Here is a 22,947-nt window from a genome sequence, read left to right as displayed (position 1 = left end):
CCTTTCGATTGCTCTTATCACCTGATATTTCCGATTATCTTCTACACCTGTTTGAATTCGATCCAGTCAATCTGGAGACCTGGTTTGGTGAAGTCCAGTTTCAATTCATACAGTCCTGCTTCAAGATCTACTTTGACAAGTTTCTGTCTGATCCATTTGCCTTCTGTACCATTCGTTTGGATGGTGGTCACCAACTGATCATTCAGGAGCAGGTTACATGCACTTTGAGCCAGTTCCGGCTCAGGGGACATGATCTGTACGATAATCCGGTAATGGCCTGCCTTGTCCACTTTCATGTAGACCGGTTCAGCTACCGCAGGTTTCACCTGTGCGTTCTCAACCAGATCCTGAGCTTGTGCAGCAGATAGGGATGCATTCGCTTGGAACGAAGCGACGTTCTCCACTATCTCGTGTTTTCTGCCGGACACCGGTGCATTCATGATGAATTTGCAGATATTAATCGCCGAGCGTTGCAGTTCTCCGCGCGTAAGTGTTCCATTTTCCAAGGATTCAATCGTGTTGTCGTCCCAGCCGTTAATCTCTGCGCCGTAGTTCGGTACAACCATGTAGAGATCATTCTGCGCACGGATCATCCAGTTGGTGTATTTGCGATCAGCTTCTCCACCTTCGGTCACATCGTTCATAATCGCCCACCAGTCGGTCATGACGATTCCCTCGAAATTCCATTCGCCACGCAAAATCGTGGTGTTCAGGTCGTAGTTGGATGCCGCCCAGTGTCCGTTAACCGGGTTGTAGGAGGTCATGATGGAGTTTGCTCCGCCTTCTTTTACAGCGATTTCGAACCCTTTCAGGTAAATTTCACGCAGTGCACGTTCGGAGACAACAGCATCTACTTTACTGCGGTGTTTCTCCTGATTGTTGCAGGCAAAGTGTTTCAGTGTGGCATTGGAACCACCCTTCATGATACCTTTCGTACATGCTGCGGCAAATACACCCGAGATCAGCGGATCTTCGGAGAAGTACTCAAAGTTCCGGCCATTGAGCGGGCTCCGGCGGATATTGAGTCCAGGTCCGAGCAGGGTATCCACCTGATTTCTCAGCAATTCCTGTCCTTCCATCACATACAACTCTTCAACAAGATCCTTGTTCCATGTGGCCGCAAGCAACGTACCAATGGATACCTGTGTTGCCTTCTCGCCACTATCCATACGAATACCGGACGGGCCATCTGCCGTACATGCTACCGGAATACCGTAGTTAAACAGGCTGTCGCTGACACCACCAAATGCAGATGCTGTTCCCGAAGTAACGAGCGGACTGCTCATGCCTTCGCCACGGACAATTGCCGCTAGATCCTGATCACTCAGTTGAGCGATGAAGGTTTCCAGACTCACTTTGCCAGCCTTAACGTCACTCAGCTTGTGGCCCTGGTTACCTGTCTGCTCCAGCGTTTGCGGGAGATTCTGCTCAATCCGGTTTGCCATGGATATCTTACGTTTCGGTACTTCTGCATAAGTCAGTTCATAAGATCCATCTTCCTTGCGTGAACCTGGTTTCATCCGTGTAAAATCTTCAGTTGGGGCCATCGCTTCTTGCAGTTGCTCCACCAATTGAAGAGATTCAATACTATAGCCATCCTGGCCATCAATGCTGATATGCTGCACTTGTTTCACACTGGTTCCTACATGCAGTCGGTATGTGCCTTCTTCCAATACGTACGCGGAAGCAAGACCTGTAACGCCTGCATCATCGTAAGATGCCATGGCATGGATCGGGAAGCTGATCGTCAGAAGTTCTGACTCGCCCGGCTGCAACAATCCTGTTTTGCCAAAAGCCACCAAAGCCTTCACCGGTTGTCCCAGTTTGCCTTGTGGTGCTTCATAATAAACTTGCACAACCTCTTTGCCCGCATATGTTGTACCTGAGTTGGTCACATTTACACGAACTTCAATGTAGGTTTCGCCGTCTTTGGACACTGATTTTGCTTCTTCGTGTTGGGCCAAAAACGTCGTATAAGACAGGCCGTAACCGAATTCAAACTGAACGCGCTCAGGTCGAAACGTTTCGAAATAACGATAACCTACATAGATATCTTCCTGATACAGGTTCTTGAACTCATTGCCGTAGTTGCTTGTCGAAGGGTAATCTTCGATGGAATATGCAATCGTATCTGTCAGTTTACCGCTTGGTGTAACGTCCCCCGCCAGCACATCGGCAATCGCATTACCACCCTCCATACCGCCATGCCAGGAGTAAATTACGCCTTGGATCGGATGTAGATACGTTTCGTTTAACCAGCTCATGTCGATGATATTTGAGACATTCAACACAACGATTGTGTGTTCAAACTGCGACGTAACTTGCTTCAACATCGCTTTCTCATCTTCTGTCAGTTGGTAACTTCCTGGCGCATCCGCATTATCCTGGTCTTCTCCTGCTGTACGTCCAATAACGATAATGGCTTTGCTAGACTTGCTTCTGGCCTGTGCAACCAGTTCATCCGTCAAAGGCATTTCTTTCTGATTCCATGGCTCAGCCGCCCATACTTTTCCGCCATCATCAAATGGATTTTCCTCAATCCACTTCTCATAGACAGCTGCCAGCTCTTCATTAACAGTAATATTCTTTTTGCTGCGAAGTCCATCTAACAGATTCGTTGTATAAGCTACATGAACACTACCGCCTGAACCCGTGCCGCTCCGATAATAATTGACTTGAATGCGACCAAAAACTGAAACGTTTTCGTTTTCACGAAGTGGAAGCACTTGGCCTTCATTTCTGAGTAAAACGGCTCCTTCAGCGGCAACCGTACGACTAAACTCTGCAAACCCTTCCAATGGAACTCCGATTTGATGTGTGCTCAATGATTTCCCTCCTGATTGTCATCCCCATATCTACGAATCGCTATATATAAAATGAACTATATAAATTGAACTAAAGAATATTTACACTGGACACTCCGATGACAGAATAACCTTCCGATCGCTGTTATCCCCAGATTTTATGAATCCCCCTTATATGGGGAAAATCCGGGGATAAAGGCGAACGCTTTCGCTTCTTCAGGTTTTTTCTGTCCTCTCCGTTTCGTGTAAATGTTTAGTTCAATTTATATAACAAAACGTACACTCATTTTATAAAAAGATATTCTATGATCTGGTAGATTCACTTGTACCTAGTCTCATATTAACAGATTCTATAGAAGAAATTAAATTAGATTTGTGCTTTATTTATATTATTAAAAAATGTCCAGGATTAGCGGCATAATAAAAAGCCACGGACACCTGTTGTCCGTGGCTTTTCTTCATTTTATAGTACTCATATTAAGTCGTAAGTTTCGCATACACCAGGAAGAATAACATGTCTTCGCCCATGATGACATAACTCGGAACCTGGTAGACCAGATCAACAAGGACAAATGCCACCAGTAATCCCACCATGACTGCCAGATGACGTGGCCGGAGTCGTAGATGTGCGTGTCTGTAACGATGGAACACAAGTGATGTCGACAAGAAATACAGTAACGCTGATCCAAATACAAACCCCAGCATGAACACATAGTTTAACTGATTCTGATATAACAGCTGAATTGAGGCAGCGATCATACTCATAGAGATGTAGATGAACAGATGGCCGTATATGATCGCTTGCCCGGCAGTCTGAATCTCTTTGCTGACTTTTTTCTCCACGTTGTCGAAGTATTGCCACCATATCGCAATGACAAAGATGGACGTAAAGGCGGCAAACAGAATGGATTTCATATCCCAGTGATCGGCTTGCAGCACCGCGATAATGCTTACCACCGATTCACCCAACAGGATGAGTGTAAAGAGCGCGAAACGTTCCAACAAGTGATGGGTCTGAACCGGTACCTTCACCAGATTTTTGCGTCCGATCAGCGGAAGCACAATGTCCACAGCAATCCCCGCATACAAAATCACGTAGCGTAACCAGGAATCGAAGAACAATGAACCTGATGAGATCAATATGCCAATAAGGAAACAGATACCCAAATAACGGGCCGCTCGCTGCTGATGCTCGCCTTTTGACTTGTGAGCCGTCAGATACTGAATCGCCGTAAATGCCCGCGAGCCGATATATCCTATGAAGAAGGACAAGTAGTATTGGTCAAAATGGGTAGAAAGACTCGCCGTCATGACCATAACGGACAGAAGCTGAAGGATGAGGAATATTCGATGGATCAGGATGTCTTGACCATAACGGTTAATAAACAAGGTCTGACCGACCCATGCCCACCAAACAGGGATAAAAATAAGCACAAACTTCATTAAATATTCAAACGAAATTACTCCGTGTTCGGCATGTAACAAGACATGACCCGCTTTGGAGACCGCTGCTACAAAGAGCAGATCGTAAAACAGCTCCAGCCAGGTAACCTTTTTCTCCATCATCCTTCGTTGCTCCTTTAGGTTTTTCATTTACACCTACACTTCGATGACGAATAACCCTCCAATCGCTGTTATCCCCAGATTTTTCAATTCCCTTTTCCTAAGGGAAAATCCGGGGATAGCGTATACTTCCGATGTAGCTTTCTTTCAGAAAGCTTTTAGGCGAACGCTTCGCTTTTTCAGGTTTTTTCTAGAACTCTTATTAGTTCGCAGCTGTAGCAGGTACGAGCGTTCTTACCACAATCGGTTGCAGATTGTCCTCAATTTGAGGGCGGTATTTCTCAAACCATTCAGGCAGCATCAATTTTTGTCCAAGCAAATCAGCAGGTTCATCTTTGGCAAAACCCGGAGGATCTGTAGCAATTTCAAACAGAATGCCGCCAGCTTCTCTGAAGTAGATTGCGTTAAAGTACTGACGATCCCGCACTGGAGTCGGTTGGTACCCGTAATCACGTACAGCTTCGCTCCACTGTGCATGCTCCTCATCGTCTGTAGCGCGCCATGCAATATGGTGCACGGTTCCTGCGCCGCCCATACCCAGAGCCATACGGGTCACTGGAACATCTACGACATTACCGATATCCCCGCTGGACCGGAAACGGGCATACTCTTCATTTTCACTCACTCTGACAAATCCCAAAATTTTCTCAAGAGCATCCATCGTTCTTTGCGGGTTAACACTGAACAGGACAGCACCACCGAAGCCTTTGATTGCTTTATCTGTTGGAATGCCCTCGTGCGCCCAAGTGCTGGTTGCTCCCTCTTCCCGTTCAACAAGCTCAAGCCGCAGGCCTTCGCCATCTTCGAATTGAAGCAGGTCTTCATTGAAGCGACTTGTTTTGGTTACCTCAATGTTATACTGTTCCAGCCGATTCTGCCAGAAGCCAATCGACCCAGGAGGAATGACATAGGAAGTGATGCCGACCTGACCTCCGCCAATTTTGCCCCGTGGTGATCCAGCGGATGGGAAGAAGGTAATGATGGTACCTGGGCTTCCGTGCTCATCGCCAAAATACAGATGATATACATCAGGTGCATCGAAGTTGATTGTTTTTTTCACCAGACGAAGTCCCAGAACTCCGGCATAAAAATCAACGTTGGCCTGTGGATCTCCTGCGAAAGCTGTAATATGGTGAATACCTGCTGTTTGAATAGTCATGATTATTTCCTCCTTGGTTTGGTAAGTGATTTATAGTAAGTTTGTATTATCTTTAAATTAAGATATATGATCTAGCGAATTGTATTCTAGTCGTTATTTTGATTGGCCTGTTCTTGTTTCAATTTATCAGGAGTCACGTCATCGCCGTTTGGATCATAGATGGTTGCATTCAGCAGAATGTCGTTGACCGAACCGCGAAAAGTTTGCAGATATTCCTGGCGAAGACGAACCTGTTCCTCTTTCTCCATCTCCGTCAATCCGCCCTCTTTGGCTTTTCTTGAAAGTTCATTTATTCTGGTCAATGTTGGGATCATCATCTTGATCTCTCCTTGTGTAATGGATTAAAGATATTTGTTTTGATTGCTATTTATGTTTAAATTAAATATCTTAAGTTAAAGATAAATGATTTGTGATCGGTTGTCAACTCTTTTATAAAAATTAAAATACTGCACCCGTTCCTCTGCTCTACTCCATGTTGCTATAAGTATGAATCCAAACAAAAAAGGGCTAGCTCCGCAGCAATTTCACTTACTACGAACCTAGCCCTACATGTATTTATTTAATTAGCTCAGCTTTTGCCCACAATTCGGACAGAAGTTGGCTCCTTCATTTTTGGCTCCACAGTTCGGGCAGAAGTTTGGCTTCTTGTTGCCTTCTGTAGATGAAGATGTATTTGAATCACCGTTGCTATTTCCCGCTGGTTTCTGATCGTTATTCTGATTCTGAGACGAATTGGAATTATTGTTCTGGTTTTGGCCTTGGTTCTGGTTCATGTTTTTCATCATTTCATTGGCCATGTTCATACCCATCATCATGCCCGCCATATCCGAAGCCGCGCCGCCGCCCTGTACTTTACCGGATGAGATGCCGTCTGTCATACTCACCTGCTGATACTTTTGCAGATTACCAATCATCTCATGCGAAGCGGTCTTTGTAATCATATCCTGAATCTCTTTTGGATAGTTGAAGCTCATCACTTGGAAACCGGTAATCCCAATGCCGATATCCATCATTTGCATATCCAGATCTTCCTGAATACCTTTGGCAATATCCGAGGCGTTCGCCTGCAGGTTAAACATATCCTTCCCTTCACGGCTAATCCACTTCATTAGAAGCTGATCCAGCACGGAAGTGATTCGGATTTTGACATCCTCCACCAGATAACTTTGTTTGATCCCTGCAATCTTATCAATCAGGGTGACATAGTCACTTACTTTAAAATTAAATGTACCGTTGGCCCGAATCGGCATCCCGCCCGGCAGTTGTGGTGTTGGAATCAACACCGGACTTTGTGTGCCCCACCGCACGGTGAACTCTTTTGTATTTACAAACAAGACTTCGACCCGCATGCCGCTGTTGAATCCAAATTTGAATCCTTTTAAGGTAGAAAGAAACGGAATGATCTCGGAATCGATATTAAATGATCCTTCGTCCTCGAAAATGCCTTCCACCTTACCGTTATTCAGGAAAATGGCGTCCTGACCGGAACGGATGATCAGTTTACTCCCCTTCTTAATCTCCCGGTTGCTCCACTTCCAAAATATCATGTCATCTCTGAACTCTTCCCATTCCACCACATTCGAAAATTGATTTCTGAAAAATCCCATACTAATTCCCATCCCTTCTATTTAACGTAATCCGATTACTCAGTTACTAAAACGAACCTCTACTTCCACTGTGTGAATGACCGCCTCGGGAGGTACCCCCGCCTCCTCCTCCGCCACCGTTGTTGTTGTTCTTCTCGATTTTGCGCTTGGTTACGGTTGTACGGATATAACGATCCTGACGATCAATTACACTAGAATTGCTTGAATCCTCATAAGTCGCACGATTGACCGTGACACGTCCCCCGGAACGATAGGTCATAATACCAACAACAATACCGCCAAGAACTACAGATACTCCCAACTGAAACCAACCGTTGAACAAAATATTGTTTGGATTCACACCAGGTTCATACCCCATATATTTGTAAGAGAGCTCAATATATTTCTCAAATGCGAGTTTATAATCCCCACTGGACAATTCAGAGGTAACTCGGGTAAGAATAGCATCAAGCCGCTGATCGCTCAGATATTCTTTTGCCTTATAAAACCCAGCCAAATATACTTCACGATTATTCATGTCCATCGTCAATATGACAGCATTACCATGTTCTTTATCGTATCCTAGCCTCTGCTCATCATAAAAATCTTCAGTTAAGAGTATAACATCCTGATTCTCAACATTATTTGTTGTCAAAATAACAAAGTCCGTCTGCCGTTCCGCGCCATACTGATTCGCAAGTGCATTCAATTCACTTTTCTCCTGCTCACTCAGCAGGTTGGCCTCATCGTAGATGAGATTTTTGCCCTCCGCTGCGGATGTCGATGACATGGGAATCAACGGAGCGACAAGGGTGATCATAAGTAAAATGAGCGTAGCCATCACGGCCAGAGGGATTCTTTTTCTCATAAGAATCCACCTCCCATCATCCAGGAAACCAGCTTCAGTGACAACAACGAGACCGCAGAGACTCCTGCGAACCATCCTGCCACTTTGGCTTTGCTGATCGGTGGTTTGCCGACCACTTTACCTGTCTGACCATTCATGGCAAAGGTATACTGTGCCCGATTGTAGTCATAGTTGACCATCCACACTGGGAGCAGCACATAGTCCGCATTTTTGAGCGTAGTATCAATCTGTTTGTCCGTGTAGCTCACGCTGGTATATCCGGATACAGTTGAGGCAATATAAGAATCAATGTACGATCTCGTTTTATCCTTGGCCCGTGGGAAAAGTTCCTCGTCCGTATAACTGTATTTTTCCGCAATGTACCCCGCCAGATACGGGGTCTTGAACAATTTCAGCTGATTATATGGAAAAGGCTCAAGCTTATCCATCAGTTCATCTTTCATTTTCTCCGATGCATCGATGGGCAGGTTCACGTAATTCAGCCGAATCCGGCGGTATATATCGAAATGCTGTGTTTCCGTGTAATGGTAGTCGCCCTGGGTGTAGGATCTGACCTTGGTGCCACGACCATGCACTTCGATTTTGTTATGTAACTCGTACAACCAGAACGGAACGTACATGCCGGTAATGCTCTGAATCCGATCGGCGGACATGAAGCCACTTGGCGTTAAAAGGCCGTTTTTGCACCACTTTTTGAAAGCCTGCTTGGCTTGATCCTTGTTGATCGAAAAGGGAATCACCATCGCAGGGGCCAGATTGCCCGTCAGCCGATCACTGAGTACAACCGCTGCACCGCAGAAACTGCAGGTCGTCGCACTGGTCTCCGGTTCTGTCACAATGTCAGCTCCGCAGCTGTTACAGTGGTATTCCTTGACCTCATTTTCGGTGAATACTTGTCTCTTCAAGGGATCGGGGATCTGCTCTATGTTGTCCTGGCGGCCGCAGCTGGGACAGGATAATGCACCTGACACACTGTCAAAGATCATACCACTGCCGCAGTTTGGACATTTATATTCAATAACCGGCATCTGCTCACCTCAATGTTAACGAAATGGTGTAACGTATTACTTATTCTTCAGCTTTTCCTGAATCGCTGCGAGTTCTTCCTCTGCACTTGGCGACGCACTCTCATTATTACCCGCATCTGCGTTCATGTCCCTCTCCAACTGGGCAATTAATTCGTCCAAATCATCTTCCTGTGCCCCAGCACGAAGTTCTGCCAAAGCCTCTGCTTCGTTCAGCGCCTGGTTCGCCTTGTCTTCCATGGCCTTCAATGTAGCATCAGCTCTGCCCGCAGATGCATTCCGTTCGTTGACCTGTTGCTGCCCCTTTGCATCTGCCATGCGACCTTTCAGTTCTGCATGCCGCGCCTCCAATTTCCCCAGATCTGCAACGAGTTTATCATTCATATGTTTCATCATCTTGGCTTTGGCTGAAGCACGTTCATAGGCAGCCTGTAATTCGTTCAATTTGTCAGCCAACTTCACTTTCTTCTCCAGAAAACCACGTGCCTTGTCTTCGTCTCCCGACTCCGCCGATTTTTCCGCATACCGCTGTAACTTGTTGACCTCGGCGCTGCACTCATCCAATGCTCGCTTCGCCCGGCTCTCATCCGACAGCACCGCTGCCGTTTCAGCCTTCACCTGACCCAGATCACTGCTCAGGCTGCGCATATATTCATTCACACTTTTCTCCGGGTCTTCCGCCCGAGACAACATGTGGTTCACATTGGCCTTCATCACGTCTCTAAACCTCGATAAGATTCCCATTACTTGTTCCTCCTCCGAAAAGTTCATATGTATACTATAATACATGAATACGCCCACATACGTTTCACATTTCACGATGGCAAGTGGAGTTACTACGATCCAAACTCGGGTAATGATGGAGTAATAAAAGAAAAGACGAACACCTATAGTGTCGCCTTATGACCTTGTATAAACACACAAAAACGTAAGTACTAAACCCTTTGCCCGCAATCCACAATTCCCTGCTAATCTATGGCTCAACTGGAAGGCTCTCCACCGCTGTGAAAAACACATCCAACAGCTCAACGTTATACGTTTTATGGACGTATTTTGTGATTAACGCCACATTCTCTTCCCTTTGATACTCCAGACATGGGCGGCCTTCACTCCACAGCACCCTGCACGGGAACTTTCCGACAACATCCTTAATGATGTGATCCGGCTCAGCAACTTTATGAATCTCTCCCATTTAGAATCTCCTCATTTCTCTATACTTAGCGTGTGCAATTATGCATTAATTTTGAAATACATAACGATTCGATTCAGTGCATTTCATCACATTCCACTCGGAGAGTTATGAAGGCATAAACACAGGTATTTTGCAGACACAACAGGGCTGGTTCCCCCATAGGTGCCATTCCTTCGCAAGTTGGCTATAATAAGGGGATCAAAGTTTTCTATAAAGGCAGGAAAATTATGCGTACACGAGTTCACTTTATTGCTCCCTACGAATCGATGATTCCTATTATACAAGAGTGCATTCCTCGCTTTCCCCAGTTAACCATTCAGACGGACGTGGGCGACTTGGCAAACGGTGTGGAATTAGCAACTCAAGCTGAGAAAAACGGTGCAGAGATTATCATCAGCCGCGGCGGAACCGCCCAACTCATTAAAAAAGCAGTGACCATTCCCGTCATTGATGTGCAGTTATCGGGCTATGATATGATTCGTTCACTTACACTAGCAAGCCAGTTTAACGGCCAAACAGCTATTGTTGGCTTCTCCAACATCACCTCTGGTGCACAATCGATTATTGATCTGATGGATCTGCCCCTCAAGGTCTATACCATACATAGCTCGGAAGATGTGGCACGATTACTCTTGGAGTTGAAAGCTTCCGGGTACCGACAGATTGTCGGAGATGTGATCACCGTCAACACCGCGAAGACTTATGGTCTGGAGGGATTGTTGATCCAATCCGGCCAGGAATCCATCCTTAGAGCGATGGAGGATGCGCAGTTGGTCTATCGTTATTTGAGCAAAAATCATGCGATATCGATCATCCTGAATGACCTGGTTACACGGGAACATCCCAATTTAGTTATTTTAAATGAACGGAATGAGGTTGTATTTGAGAACCTGACCGATTTTGAGCAAAATCCGCTGACCGATAATCACATATATCTGACCAATACCAGTCTGGAATTCCATCAATCCCAGATCCAAAATGTGTTTATGGTGGACGATTATCAACTTACGGTTAACGCCTATGAAACGACCTTGGACAACAAGAACTACAAGGTATATATGCTGGAAAAAGGACAACCCTATGCCTTTGCACAATTCGGCATCACAACGTTTACGGACGCATCGATGGAGCCTATCGTTGCCGAATCCCCTGCCATGCAGGCGGTATTACAGAACATTCGGGCACTCTACGAGAATCATGAACCGATCTATCTGCGGGGTGAAGCGGATTCCGGTAAATCTTTTCTGGTCAAACATATTCATCAGATGTACTCCGGTGGCGGACTCTTATTACAGATGGATCTCTCACAAGTTCCGCCCGGTCATTTGCACAAGATACCACTCGCCAAGGTTAGAAATGTAGAGATTAACCACATGGAAACACGTATGGAAGATCCGGAGTTGCTCGCCTTTATCCAGAGTTGCCTTCAAAACCAAATAGGTGTGTTTATACTCGGGGAACAGATATTGAACCCGCAGTGGTCACTTGATCTGGAGCTTAATACAATCATGATGCCAAATCTTGCGGATAGACCGGAGGATCTGGCTCCACTGATGCAGCATTTCCTGACGGATTACTACCACAAATACGGAACTACTGCGGTGAGAATCAAAGAAGATGCTCTACAGCTGATCCAAGATCAGATCACACATATGAATGTCAACCAGCTGAAACATCTGATCAAGCAGGCTGCACTCAACGAACAAGATTATGTAATCACCACGGCTACCTTGTCCCGCTTGCTGGATCAGCAACCTTCTTCAAGCCCAATGAAGTTGAACGGTACGCTGAAGGAGATTGAGAAAGAAGTTATTCAGTTCGTGCTTCAGGAGGAAAATAACAATCAATCAAAGGCCGCAGAGCGTCTGGGGATTAACCGGGCCACATTATGGCGTAAACTTAAAGATTAACTTTAAGTTTGCGTCTTTTTTATCGCTTTTATGTGTTGCATTTTTAAACAGTTAACAGCGTATTTAAAATTTACAATAATTTATTGTTGCTATATTAAACGATATGGGATAATATAATCCCTGCAAGCGCTTCATAAAAACGATTACTTCATAAGGAGCTACTACTATGAACATTAAAGCAACTTTAGATCGCATCCCTGGCGGTATGATGGTCGTTCCCCTGTTACTTGGTGCAACCATTAATACATTCTTCCCGAATGCCCTGCGCATTGGCGGATTCACGGAAGCACTTTTTGTTAACAGTGCCAGTACGTTGATTGCCCTATTCCTGTTCATTGCGGGTACACAGATTACGTTTAAAACAGCAGGTTCCTCTGTCGGCAAAGGTTTGACCTTGCTTACGTTCAAATGGGTGATTGGTGCAGCCCTTGGTTTTATCGCTATTTTGTTCGCGGATTCAAACGGGTTATTTCTCGGTCTGGCCCCGCTTGCCATTATTGCTGCGATGACTAACTCTAATGGCGGTTTGTACATTGCTCTCGCCGGCCAATACGGGAAAGAAGATGACAAAGCAGCCTACCCTTTCCTCGCTCTCAGTGATGGTCCTTTCCTGACCATGGTAGCGCTCTCCATCTTTGGTGCGATGGGTTTTGCAAACGGTATGTTTTCCCCTATGGCCTTTGTTGCGGTATTGCTTCCACTCATCGTTGGTGTCATTATTGGTAATCTGGACCGCAATCTGGCGGAATGGCTGCATAAAGGCAGTGACAAACTTGTTCCGTTCTTTGCATTTGCTCTGGGTATGAACATTAGCTTCTCCTCCATCATTCAAGGTGGTCTTAGCGGAATTTTACTGGGTGTGTTAACCGTGTTATTAACGGGGGGAATCGGTTTCCTGCTCTTTAAAGCCATCGGCTGGAACCCTATCGTTGGTGCTTCCGAAGGTTCAACTGCCGGGAATGCCGTAGGTACACCTGCTGCCATCGTGGCTGCTAATGCTTCATTTGGCCCAATTGCCGAGATTGCTACGGTGCAAATTGCAGCGAGCGTTGTAACAACAGCCATCCTGTTGCCGATCTTCATCGGGTTCCTCTCCAAACGATTAGAGAAATCAGGTGGAGTCGAGAAATACAATCAACGACCAACCACATAAATGGGTATCACCTGATTTAATTTGCTTAATCTGTGCTTAATGGATGATCTGAACGGACTTTTTATTAAATTGTGCTTACAAGGAGGGATGACTGCATGAAATTAGCCATTATTGCAGATGATTTGACCGGTGCCAATGACAGCGGGGTGCAGCTTGCCCGTCACGGCTTGAAGACCAGTGTTCTTTTTAATATGGATGAAGGCCCTCTTACACGTTACGATGCCGTCGTCTTTGATACAGATAGTCGTTCCATATCCTCGCAGGAAGCGTATGACCGTGTATATCGGGCTGCTGAATTGCTGAAGAACAACGGATTTGAGACGATTTTCAAAAAAATGGACTCCACCATGCGCGGTAATATCGGTATCGAGATTGATGCTGTATATGATGTCGTAAAGCCGGACTTTATGATGATTGCCCCAGGTTATCCAAAAAATAACCGGACGATATTGGAAGGAATTCATTACCTGAACGGCGTTCCGCTGGCAGATACTGAAATTGCCCATGATCCGAAGACACCTGTAACGATTTCCTACCTTCCGGACTTGTTGAAACAACAGACCAAGTACGAAGTTGGCGAGATCACCGTCGCCGATCTGGAAGCCGGGCAGAATCATATTCGCACCAAGCTAGAGCAGTTGAAAACAAAGAATATCCCGTATGTAATGGTGGACTCCACCGAAGAAAGACATCTGGAACTGATTCTGCAGATGACTCGCGAGTTGGAGTATACCTTTACTTGGGCAGGTTCGGCGGGCATTGCCAATTACCTCCCCGCACATTACGAGTTGGAATCCAGGGCTTCGTCACTTGATATCCCGGAGAATCCCGGTCCAATCCTAACGGTGGTTGGCAGCGTGAACAAAAACTCCCGAGAGCAGCTGCATCGCTTGATGCGCAAGTCCCGCGTAGCTTCAGTCTCCTTCCATTCTTTCAAAGCGGTATCCGCAACCGCAGACCGCGCGGAAGAGATGGAACGTGTATATAACGAGGTTCGAGACAAAGCGCTGGAAGGACAAGATGTTGTCCTCTACTCCACCGCTGAACAGGTGGATATCGAACTGGCACGAGCAACGGGCGAAATTCGTGGTCTCAATCACACGGAAGTCAGCAACGAGATTGTACTTGCGATGGGTGAGATCTGTGCCAAACTGCTGGAAGAGGGATTGTTCAAAGGGGTATCCATGACCGGTGGCGATACAGCAAAACAAATCTGTCTGAAATGGAATATTAGCGGCTTCGAGTTGCTGGATGAGCTTGAAATCGGCGTGCCGATCTCCAAGTTTATAGGGATTGATGATCTGCATGTGATTACCAAAGCAGGCGGATTCGGTAAACCGGATGTCTTTATCCATGCGATTCAAAAATTAAAAGGGGGTATTCTCGTATGAAACCTACAATTGGAATTACGATGGGCGACGCAGCAGGTATTGGACCGGAGATTATTATGAAAGCACTGGGTCATCAAGAAATGTACGATCAGTGCAATCCACTCGTTATCGGTGATGCAAAGATTCTGGAGCGTGTGTTGCCAGTCATCGGTTCAAGTCTGAACGTTAATGCGATTCAAGAGCCTTCTGAAGCCAAGTATGAATTCGGTACTGTGGATGTGATTGATCTGAACCTCGTTCCTGCGGATCTGGAATACGGTAAAGTATCTGCCGTGGCTGGAGATGCAGCATTCCAGTTTCTCGCCAAAGCCATTGATCTTGCCAAAAAACAGCAGATTCACTCCATCTGCACCGCACCTTTGAATAAAGAAGCTCTCCATCAAGGGGGGCACCTGTATCCGGGGCACACCGAGATTCTGGCTGACCTGACCGATACACAGGACTTCTCGATGATGCTGACCACGCCTAATCTGCGCGTTATTCACCTGACAACACACATGGGTCTGATCGATGCCATTGCAAGTATTAACCCGGAAAGAACCTACACCGTCGTGAAGCTTGCTCATGATACGTTGAAAAAAGCAGGCTTTGAGAATCCGCGCGTTGCCGTATGCGGAATCAATCCTCATGCTGGAGAGAACGGCTTGTTCGGTAATGGAGAAGAAGAAGAGAAGCTTCAGCCCGGTATCGAACGTGCACAGAAGGAAGGCATTAACGTCGTTGGTCCACTCCCGGCGGACACACTCTTCTTCCGCGCTGGTCGCGGTGACTTCGATATCGTCGTAGCCTGCTATCACGACCAAGGCCATGCACCGATCAAGGTAATGGGCATTGAAGAAGGCGTGAACATCACCGTTGGTCTGAAAGGCGGTATCATCCGTACGTCTGTTGACCACGGTACAGCCTTCGATATCGCCGGTAAAAATATCGCCGATGATAAAAGCATGCTGGCTGCCATTCGCTCTGCTATCGAGCTGGCGCCGAAGGATCGAGGATAACATCAAGATTCATTCGGTACATGCGTGAGTCTGATCGTAAGATCAATTGTATTCGTATCGGTATATATTCGTTATTCGATAAATAGAAAGAAAAAGGCAAACCCTCTGTAAGTTCAAGGGTTTGCCTTTTGTATATCGTCCGCCCATTTATCCAGAACAATAGTCTTGGTTGGTATTATGGCCATCAAACATATGCTAAACTGATCATAATAAGCAAGTAAAGTGAAGAACTTCTACAGACCTGCAGTACACATCGATTACGTGAAGTTCACACCGATTTTAAATGATAAAAAGGAAGAGATTTAATGGGACGAAAACAATCTTTTACTGAAACAGAGCTACTGGACACAACTAAAAAATTAGTACTTGAGCATGGCTATGACGGTTTTCATCTCAAGCTGCTCTCACAGCATCTGTCCGGAGCCCGGAGCACGATATATCAATATTACGCGAATAAAGAAGAGATCGTCGCTGCTTGTATGAAGCGATCAATTGCAACCGTATTAGAGAATTCATTAGCCATTGATGAGACTGATCCAATGGATGCTCTTGAGCAACTGCTTCTGATCTACGCAGAAGAATCTACGCTCCATCAACTTCTGGGAGATGCCAGTAAAATTAATACAACTAATTCTGCTGCGGCAGCGAGAGATATTGAATTTATTGAGGAAGCACATAGGACCCTAAAAATTCAATTATCACGCTTGTTTGAACGCGCTCAGCAGAATCAAGCCCTGCGACAAGATATTCCTCTACCTGTACTTATTGGTGTTTTTTTTAACTTAATTAATACGCCTAATATGCTAAATATCCCTACGCCTGATTGGGGAAAGCTGCTGTTCCAAATGTGGATCGGAGGAGCCAAGAGCTAACTTTATTCTTGGCTTTAATTTGACACAAGTGTCATTTATATCGTTTAATAATGAAGACCGCGTGGCCGCGCATCTAAATTGACACTTGTGTCAAAAAAAAGATAGAGAAGGAGTTGAACAGATCATGTTTTTAGCGATGAAGGAGTTAATGCATAGTAAAATGAAGTTTTTGATGATTATCATTATCTTCGTACTAATGGCTTGGTTGGTATTTATTTTATCCGGTCTGGGAAATGGATTGTCTACGCTAGCTGCATCAACATTCAAGACCATGAAGGCTGATTATGTCATCTTTGAAGAAGGAGCTCAGTCTTCCATGAGCAAGTCACTGCTGTCAGATCAACTGGTGGCGAAGGCGGAACAACTTCCTAATGTGGATGCTGCTGCACCCATGGGAAGTACGATGGCAACGGCACTGAAAGAGAATAGCACCAAGAATGAAGATAAGGTGGATATAGCGATTATAGGAATTGACCCAGGAAGCTTTTTGGAACCAGCTATTGTAGAAGGTGAAAGCCTGTCTTCCGAGAACCCTACGGGTGTCGTGGTGAATTCAACCATGAAAGATGAGGGCTATCAACTTGGGGACACGTTTCAACTGGATGGAACGACGGAATCATTGACTATTATCGGATTTGTGGAGAATCAGACGTATAACCACGTTGCATCCGTATTTACCCCAATGGCTGAATGGCGGAAGATTGCCTTCGCGGCTCCAGGTTCAGATAAAGGAATTGCCGGACCGGTTAATGCGATCATGTTACAAGGCGAGAATATTGATCCAGAAGCTATAAATAAAGAGTTATCCAGCACGGATACAGTTACCCGGTCGGAAGCTGTGCAAGGCATGCCAGGGTACAAAGAGGAGAACGGAACTATTCTGATGATGCTTGCATTTCTACTAGCGATCTCTGCATTTGTACTCGGGGTATTCTTCTATGTCATTACGATGCAAAAAACCAACCAGTTTGGCATTATGAAAGCGATAGGCGCTAGTAACCGTTTCTTGGGAAAAGCCATTATCTCGCAAGTGTTTGTACTTTCGCTGACTAGTATTGTTGTTGGAATCTTGCTGACTTATGGGACAGCAGCAATTATGCCAAAAGGAATGCCATTTAAGCTGGAAACCAGTCTTGTCTTCAATTATTCTATTATCTTGCTGGTTATTGCTATGTTAAGTTCACTGGTATCTGTTCGCAAAATTACTAAGATTGATCCGCTTAAGGCGCTCGGGAGGGTTGAATAATGAGTAAGGGACTGCACATGCGGGAAGTCACCATGTATTATGCCGAAGGAAACAATCGGATCACCGCGCTTGATCATGTATCCATATCCGTGGAACCGGGGGAGTTTGTTGCTGTAGTCGGACCTTCTGGTTCTGGTAAAAGTACATTCTTATCTATTGCTGGGGCCATGCTGAAAGCCTCCGAAGGAGATATTCAACTAAACGGAAATCATATTTCGAAGCTTACGGAGAAAGAGCTATCTAATATAAGGCTGCAAGAAGTTGGATTTATTATGCAATCTTCAAATCTAGTTCCCTATCTAAATGTTCTGGATCAACTGCTAGTTGTAAAAAGGATGACCGGGACGATTAAAAAAGAGGATAAGGCATTTGCCTCCAAGCTGCTGGAAGAACTGGGGCTGGGTTTGAAGTTAAAAAGTTTTCCCGAAGAGTTATCCGGTGGTGAGAAACAACGGACAGCCATTGCTCGTTCTTTAATGAATAATCCCAACATCATCTTAGCCGATGAACCAACCGCCAGTTTGGATACCAAACGAGCCCATGAAGTGGTTAGTCTAATCGCGCAAGAAGTGAAATCACGCCAAAAGGCGGCCATTATGGTTACCCATGATGAGCGTATGCTTGAATATTGTGACAGAGTATATCGGATGTATGATGGCGGTTTGTCCCTAGCTGAATCGTAAATATATGGACCAAACAATATACCATTTCTCTTCTCTATTCTTTCTTTTATAAAAAGCTTCTATTCAGAAAAGAGTAACATGTTAAGTAGATTTTAGGTCTGTCCATCACTCTCCTCGTCCCACTCACTCTAGGCTCCCAAGTGGTTCGGGTCTCTCACCCACAAGTATAACTTCACGCTCGCTCTGCGAACGTCTGCTTCGGCGATATGCACTTGGTGACATTCCGTTCTGTTTGTTGAAGATGCGGTTGAACTGGGAAAAGCTTGTGAACCCACACTGTGCAGCAATATCTGTGATTTTCTCACTCGAATTCAGCAACATTTGCTGGGCATTCCGAATACGGGTCATCTGCACGTACTCTGTGAAGGTGAAGCCGGTAACCTTATTGAATTGGCGAGACAAGTGATGGGCACTTACATAAAAGCGCTTGGATACCTCGTCCAAAGATAAATCCTGCTGATAATGGCTGTGAATATAAGAGGCAATGGCATACATGCGCCTGGACATCGTTGATCCAGTCTCTTCACGCACATACCCGTTCTCTGGTGAGTAACGATGAAGAGCACAGAGAAACTCCACGAACTTGCTATGAATCATAACCGATTGAAGGACAGAAGACTGCTGCGATATAGCAAAAATATCATTGATCGGCGCGAGGACTTCCTTGCGTCTTTCTTCTGTAAATCGGAATATCGGGACCGGTTTATTAAAAATCGAAAACAGCTCTGTGTAACCGCTCTCAAGACCAGGTGTATTACGTGGCATGGCAAAGGTGATCATCAATCGTTTCGGCGGGGCACCCTTCGGATATTGCGTTTTATGCAGCAATGAAGGCCGCAGCAGAACGATATCCAGAGGCTGGATCTCATATAAACTGCCTTCAATGATGTGCGCAGCTGTTCGATCCAGAAGAATACAGATTTCATAGAAATCATGGAAATGCTGAAATTCCATATTCAGTTCATGGGAGCGCTCGTCATAATCCAGATGATAAAAAAGTGAATCTCCAGGCTGGTTCACATGGATCGCATATCCTTGCTCGTATGCCAAAACCGATGGTGTCATGGACATGCCCCCTATCCTGATTCTAATGATTTTATTTTAGCATGAAATGCAATAAAAAGACGTTATTTTCAGCATACAATACGTAGTTTCGCCCATTTCTCTTTTGTTATGATAGAGTTGATATGTTAGCGCTTGCAGTATTTTCGCCCCAACAACGACTACAGCCTGTACTTACTACAAACCAAGGTGGGAAACCAACATGAAAATGAATTCCTTATATACTCGAATCCATACCATTGTGAAACACTTGGAACGTGCACGACTAACCTCAAAGACATATATCCCTGAGCTTTATCATAAAGAAAGTGGATACCACTCCTGGGAACTGGTGCATGAGGACCCTTCCTCCTGGAACGTATTCCGTAAGGGTGATGGCTGGGGTGGCAAAGATGTACACAGTTGCTTCAAAACCCGCATTCGAATCCCGGACCATCTGGAAGGAAAAAAGGTCGTATGTACCATCGTTACTGGTGCTGATGACATCTGGAATTACGATAATCCGCAATTCTTAGCATTCCTCAATGGGGAACTGATCTGCGGTCTAGACGTGAACCATACGGAAATTGACCTGACACCCGCTGCGGCAAAAGGTGATGAATTCGAACTGGCATTATATGCGTATTGCAGTACGTCTGCTGCGGATGTTTTTCTAAATGTATATATCGCCGAGCATCATCAGCAAGTCTCCGATTTGTATTACGATCTCAAGGCTGCGCTGGATGCTGCGGATCTGTTGCGTGAGGATGATCTGGAGCGCCTGAAGTTGGTCGAACATCTGAATAAAGCCGTGAATTTGCTGGATTTGCGTCAGGAAAACAGTGCAGAATTCCATGCGTCGGTACTGGAAGCGCGCCGATATCTGCAAGATCATGTCTATGGTGATATCCGCCCTGCCGGTGATCACATCCCTACCGTGCACTGTATCGGACACACGCATATCGATGTGGCATGGCTGTGGACGCTGGATCAGACTCGGGAGAAGGTCATTCGTAGCTTCGCGAGTGTATTGTATCTGATGGACAAGTTCCCGGAGTATACCTTTATGTCCTCTCAGCCCCAGCTGTATGCATACCTGAAAGCAGACTACCCGTCCCTATATGAAAAAATCAAAGAAAAGGTGGCCGAAGGCCGCTGGGAAGCGGAAGGTTCAATGTGGCTGGAAGCCGATTGTAACCTGATCTCGGGTGAATCCATGATTCGTCAGATTATATACGGGAAACGTTTCTTCAAGGAAGAATTCGGTGTGGAGAACCGTGTGCTCTGGTTGCCGGATGTATTTGGTTATAGTGCAGCGATGCCGCAGATTATGCGCAAGAGCGGCATTGATTATTTTATGACAACCAAAATTGCCTGGAATGATACAAACCAAATTCCAAACGATACGATGTACTGGAAAGGAATCGACGGATCAGAGGTCCTGACCCACTTTATCACAGCAACAGACTATGACAAACACCCTGATTTCAGGCAGCGTCGCTTCGAAACGACCTATAATGGACGATTTAATGCTTCGCAAGTGAAAGGTACATGGCAGCGATACCAGAACAAAAACATCAATGCAGATGTGCTTCAATGTTTCGGATTTGGAGATGGCGGCGGCGGACCAACCGAAGAGATGCTGGAGCATGGCAGACGACTCGATGTCGGATTGCCGGGTGTACCTGCGGTTAAACGTACCTTTGTACGCGAGTTTTTCGAGAAGCTGGAGCAAAATCTGGCTGATGTTCCTTCCGTTCCTCGCTGGTCGGGTGAGCTGTATCTGGAGTATCACCGGGGTACCTACACTTCCATGGCGCGCAACAAACGGTATAACCGTCATAGCGAATTTGCGCTGGCCGATGCCGAACTATATGCCATGATTCATCGTCAGGCGAATGCACATGCGGCCTATCCAACCGATGCACTGGAGCATGCGTGGAAGCTCACGATGCTGAACCAGTTCCATGATATTCTCCCGGGCAGCTCCATTGAGCAGGTATATGTGGATTCCAAGGAGCAGTATGAAGAAGTTCTGCGTGTCACGGATGAGCTGAAAGACAGTGCGCTGAACGGCATTGCAAGCCAAATTACATCTGATGGCGAAGCCATTGTAGTATTCAACACGACCGGATTTGTACGGACGGATGTGGTTGAACTGCCTGCTTTTGCGAGAAAAGTAACCGTCTATGATGGAGATCGCCCTGTACCAAGCCAGCGGACTCCCGAAGGCGGACTTGTGTTCCTTGCAGAGAACGTGCCTGCATCCGGGTATAAATCCTTCCGAATCACACCAGATCTGACAGACGAGCTTGTTGCGGGCGTATCGGTTGCACAGTGGGAAGCAGATCGGCGCCACATCCATACACCTTGGTACAATATTCACCTGAATGAAAGTGCCGAGTTCACATCCGTATGGGACAAGCTGGAGGGCCGTGAGCTGCTTCAGTCTGGCAAGCGTGGTAACGTGCTGCAAGTGTTCGAGGATCGACCTGCGGAATACGAGGCATGGAACATTGACGATTATTATGAACAGCATATGTGGGAGATTAATGACCTGCAGTCGCTGGAGTGGGTTGAAAGTGGGCCGGTACGTTCCGTGCTTCAAGTGAAGCGACAGTTCCTGGACTCGGTCATTGAGCAGACAATCATCTTCTACGCGCATACGCGCCGGATTGATTTCCGTACGTTTGTGGACTGGAAGCAGGAGCATTTGCTGCTGAAAGCCGCTTTCCCGCTGGATATCTGGAGTGAAAAGGCCGTCTACGAAATCCAGTATGGCAACGTTGAGCGTGCTACCCACCGTAATACGAGCTGGGATCAAGCCCGGTTTGAAGTATGCGGGCAGAAGTGGGCCGATCTGGCGGAGAACGGGTACGGTGCTGCTCTGCTGAACGACTGCAAATACGGATATGATATTCATAACTCGGTGATGCGACTGTCGCTGATCAAGAGCGCAACGTACCCGAATGAAAATGCCGACAAAGAGCAGCACGTATTCACCTACGCGCTCTATCCGCATCAGGGCGACTTCCGTGAAGGACGTGTCATCCAAGCTGCTTATGATCTCAACCGTCCGCTGGTTGCCCGTGAAGTAAGTCCGCAAACCGGTACGTTGCCGGGAACATGGTCAATTGCATCGGTCGATCAGGATAATGTCGTGCTGGAGGTTATCAAAAAAGCCGAGAACAACGATGATATGATCATCCGAGTCTACGAAGCACATGGCCGCCGCAGCCGTGCTTCCCTGCAATTGCCTGAGGGAGCAGGTGCTACGGCGTACGCGTGTGATTTGCTCGAGAATAACGAAGCGGAATGCGCCGTGGAAAATGGTCGAATTTCTTTTGATATCAAACCGTATGAGATTCTGACCTTCCGTATCCCTGCTGAACAGTAAACAGAAATTACGCAACATGAAAAACTGCAACATTGCTTAATATGCTTCAACAATAAAGC

18 protein-coding genes are annotated in these 22,947 nt (G+C 46.0%); 8 read left to right on the top strand and 10 right to left on the bottom strand.

The features are described from left to right. Window positions 1–41 precede the first annotated feature (41 nt). From C170_RS27090 to C170_RS27050, 9 genes are all read right to left on the bottom strand, one after another. On the bottom strand, window positions 42–2,825 hold the full coding sequence (locus C170_RS27090; RefSeq protein ID WP_036616315.1) for a glycoside hydrolase family 3 C-terminal domain-containing protein: 2,784 nt from the start codon (window positions 2,823–2,825) through the stop codon (window positions 42–44). Window positions 2,826–3,281: 456 nt separating this feature from the next. Beyond that, window positions 3,282–4,370, bottom strand: a complete 1,089-nt coding sequence (locus C170_RS27085) for a low temperature requirement protein A (RefSeq protein ID WP_036616312.1) — start codon at window positions 4,368–4,370, stop codon at window positions 3,282–3,284. 199 nt (window positions 4,371–4,569) lie between these two features. Beyond that, a complete protein-coding gene (locus C170_RS27080; RefSeq protein WP_036616309.1) occupies window positions 4,570–5,526 on the bottom strand; it encodes a ring-cleaving dioxygenase in 957 nt (318 codons plus the stop codon). Between the two features lie 86 nt (window positions 5,527–5,612). Next, entirely contained in the window at window positions 5,613–5,840 is a 228-nt protein-coding gene (locus C170_RS27075) for a DUF896 domain-containing protein (RefSeq protein ID WP_036616421.1), read from the bottom strand. A 249-nt stretch (window positions 5,841–6,089) separates the two neighbouring features. Beyond that, a complete protein-coding gene (locus tag C170_RS27070) occupies window positions 6,090–7,133 on the bottom strand; it encodes an SPFH domain-containing protein (RefSeq protein WP_036616306.1) in 1,044 nt (347 codons plus the stop codon). 46 nt (window positions 7,134–7,179) lie between these two features. Next, entirely contained in the window at window positions 7,180–7,980 is an 801-nt protein-coding gene (locus tag C170_RS27065) for a TPM domain-containing protein (protein ID WP_036616303.1), read from the bottom strand. Continuing rightward, window positions 7,977–9,008 (bottom strand): hypothetical protein, encoded by a 1,032-nt coding sequence (locus C170_RS27060; RefSeq protein WP_036616300.1) that lies wholly within the window; start codon window positions 9,006–9,008, stop codon window positions 7,977–7,979. Before C170_RS27060 ends, C170_RS27065 begins: the two co-directional genes overlap by 4 nt. 36 nt (window positions 9,009–9,044) lie before the next feature. Next, entirely contained in the window at window positions 9,045–9,749 is a 705-nt protein-coding gene (locus C170_RS27055; protein ID WP_036616298.1) for a PspA/IM30 family protein, read from the bottom strand. Window positions 9,750–9,978: 229 nt separating this feature from the next. Continuing rightward, window positions 9,979–10,197, bottom strand: a complete 219-nt coding sequence (locus C170_RS27050) for a hypothetical protein (RefSeq protein WP_036616296.1) — start codon at window positions 10,195–10,197, stop codon at window positions 9,979–9,981. Between the two features lie 227 nt (window positions 10,198–10,424). Between C170_RS27050 and C170_RS27045 the strand changes: the two genes are divergently transcribed. The 7 genes from C170_RS27045 to C170_RS27015 all read left to right on the top strand — a co-directional run bounded on the left by C170_RS27045 (window position 10,425) and on the right by C170_RS27015 (window position 18,450). Continuing rightward, complete coding sequence (locus C170_RS27045; protein ID WP_036616294.1) at window positions 10,425–12,107, top strand: sigma-54-dependent transcriptional regulator; 1,683 nt, start codon at window positions 10,425–10,427, stop codon at window positions 12,105–12,107. A 166-nt stretch (window positions 12,108–12,273) separates the two neighbouring features. Next, window positions 12,274–13,260, top strand: coding sequence for a 2-keto-3-deoxygluconate permease (locus C170_RS27040; RefSeq protein ID WP_036616292.1), 987 nt, complete (start codon window positions 12,274–12,276; stop codon window positions 13,258–13,260). Between the two features lie 95 nt (window positions 13,261–13,355). Continuing rightward, complete coding sequence (locus C170_RS27035; RefSeq protein ID WP_036616289.1) at window positions 13,356–14,651, top strand: four-carbon acid sugar kinase family protein; 1,296 nt, start codon at window positions 13,356–13,358, stop codon at window positions 14,649–14,651. Next, window positions 14,648–15,649 carry a 4-hydroxythreonine-4-phosphate dehydrogenase PdxA gene (gene pdxA, locus C170_RS27030; protein WP_036616286.1) on the top strand — a complete coding sequence of 334 codons (1,002 nt, stop codon included), beginning with the start codon at window positions 14,648–14,650 and terminating at the stop codon, window positions 15,647–15,649. The genes C170_RS27035 and pdxA overlap by 4 nt, the downstream gene beginning before the upstream one ends. A gap of 305 nt (window positions 15,650–15,954) precedes the next feature. Continuing rightward, a complete protein-coding gene (locus C170_RS27025) occupies window positions 15,955–16,521 on the top strand; it encodes a TetR/AcrR family transcriptional regulator (RefSeq protein ID WP_036616284.1) in 567 nt (188 codons plus the stop codon). Window positions 16,522–16,645: 124 nt separating this feature from the next. Next, the gene (locus C170_RS27020) at window positions 16,646–17,767 is read left to right on the top strand and encodes an ABC transporter permease (RefSeq protein ID WP_036616281.1); all 1,122 of its coding nucleotides are present in this window, start codon (window positions 16,646–16,648) and stop codon (window positions 17,765–17,767) included. Then, on the top strand, window positions 17,767–18,450 hold the full coding sequence (locus tag C170_RS27015) for an ABC transporter ATP-binding protein (protein WP_036616278.1): 684 nt from the start codon (window positions 17,767–17,769) through the stop codon (window positions 18,448–18,450). The genes C170_RS27020 and C170_RS27015 overlap by 1 nt, the downstream gene beginning before the upstream one ends. Before the next feature lie 123 nt (window positions 18,451–18,573). Here the strand turns inward: C170_RS27015 and C170_RS27010 are convergent, their stop codons facing one another. Beyond that, window positions 18,574–19,515: an AraC family transcriptional regulator gene (locus C170_RS27010; RefSeq protein ID WP_036616275.1), complete on the bottom strand. Its 942-nt coding sequence runs from the start codon at window positions 19,513–19,515 to the stop codon at window positions 18,574–18,576. A gap of 199 nt (window positions 19,516–19,714) precedes the next feature. Here C170_RS27010 and C170_RS27005 point away from each other — a divergent pair, with 199 nt between their 5' ends. Beyond that, a complete protein-coding gene (locus tag C170_RS27005) occupies window positions 19,715–22,888 on the top strand; it encodes an alpha-mannosidase (protein ID WP_051447420.1) in 3,174 nt (1,057 codons plus the stop codon). Window positions 22,889–22,947 lie beyond the last annotated feature (59 nt).

The sequence above is a fragment of the Paenibacillus sp. FSL H7-689 genome, from assembly GCF_000517905.1.
GTDB classification, from domain to species: Bacteria; Bacillota; Bacilli; order Paenibacillales; family Paenibacillaceae; genus Paenibacillus; species Paenibacillus amylolyticus.
The sequence above is the reverse complement of the archived record's forward strand: the minus strand, read 5'-3'. Positions and strand labels throughout refer to the sequence as shown.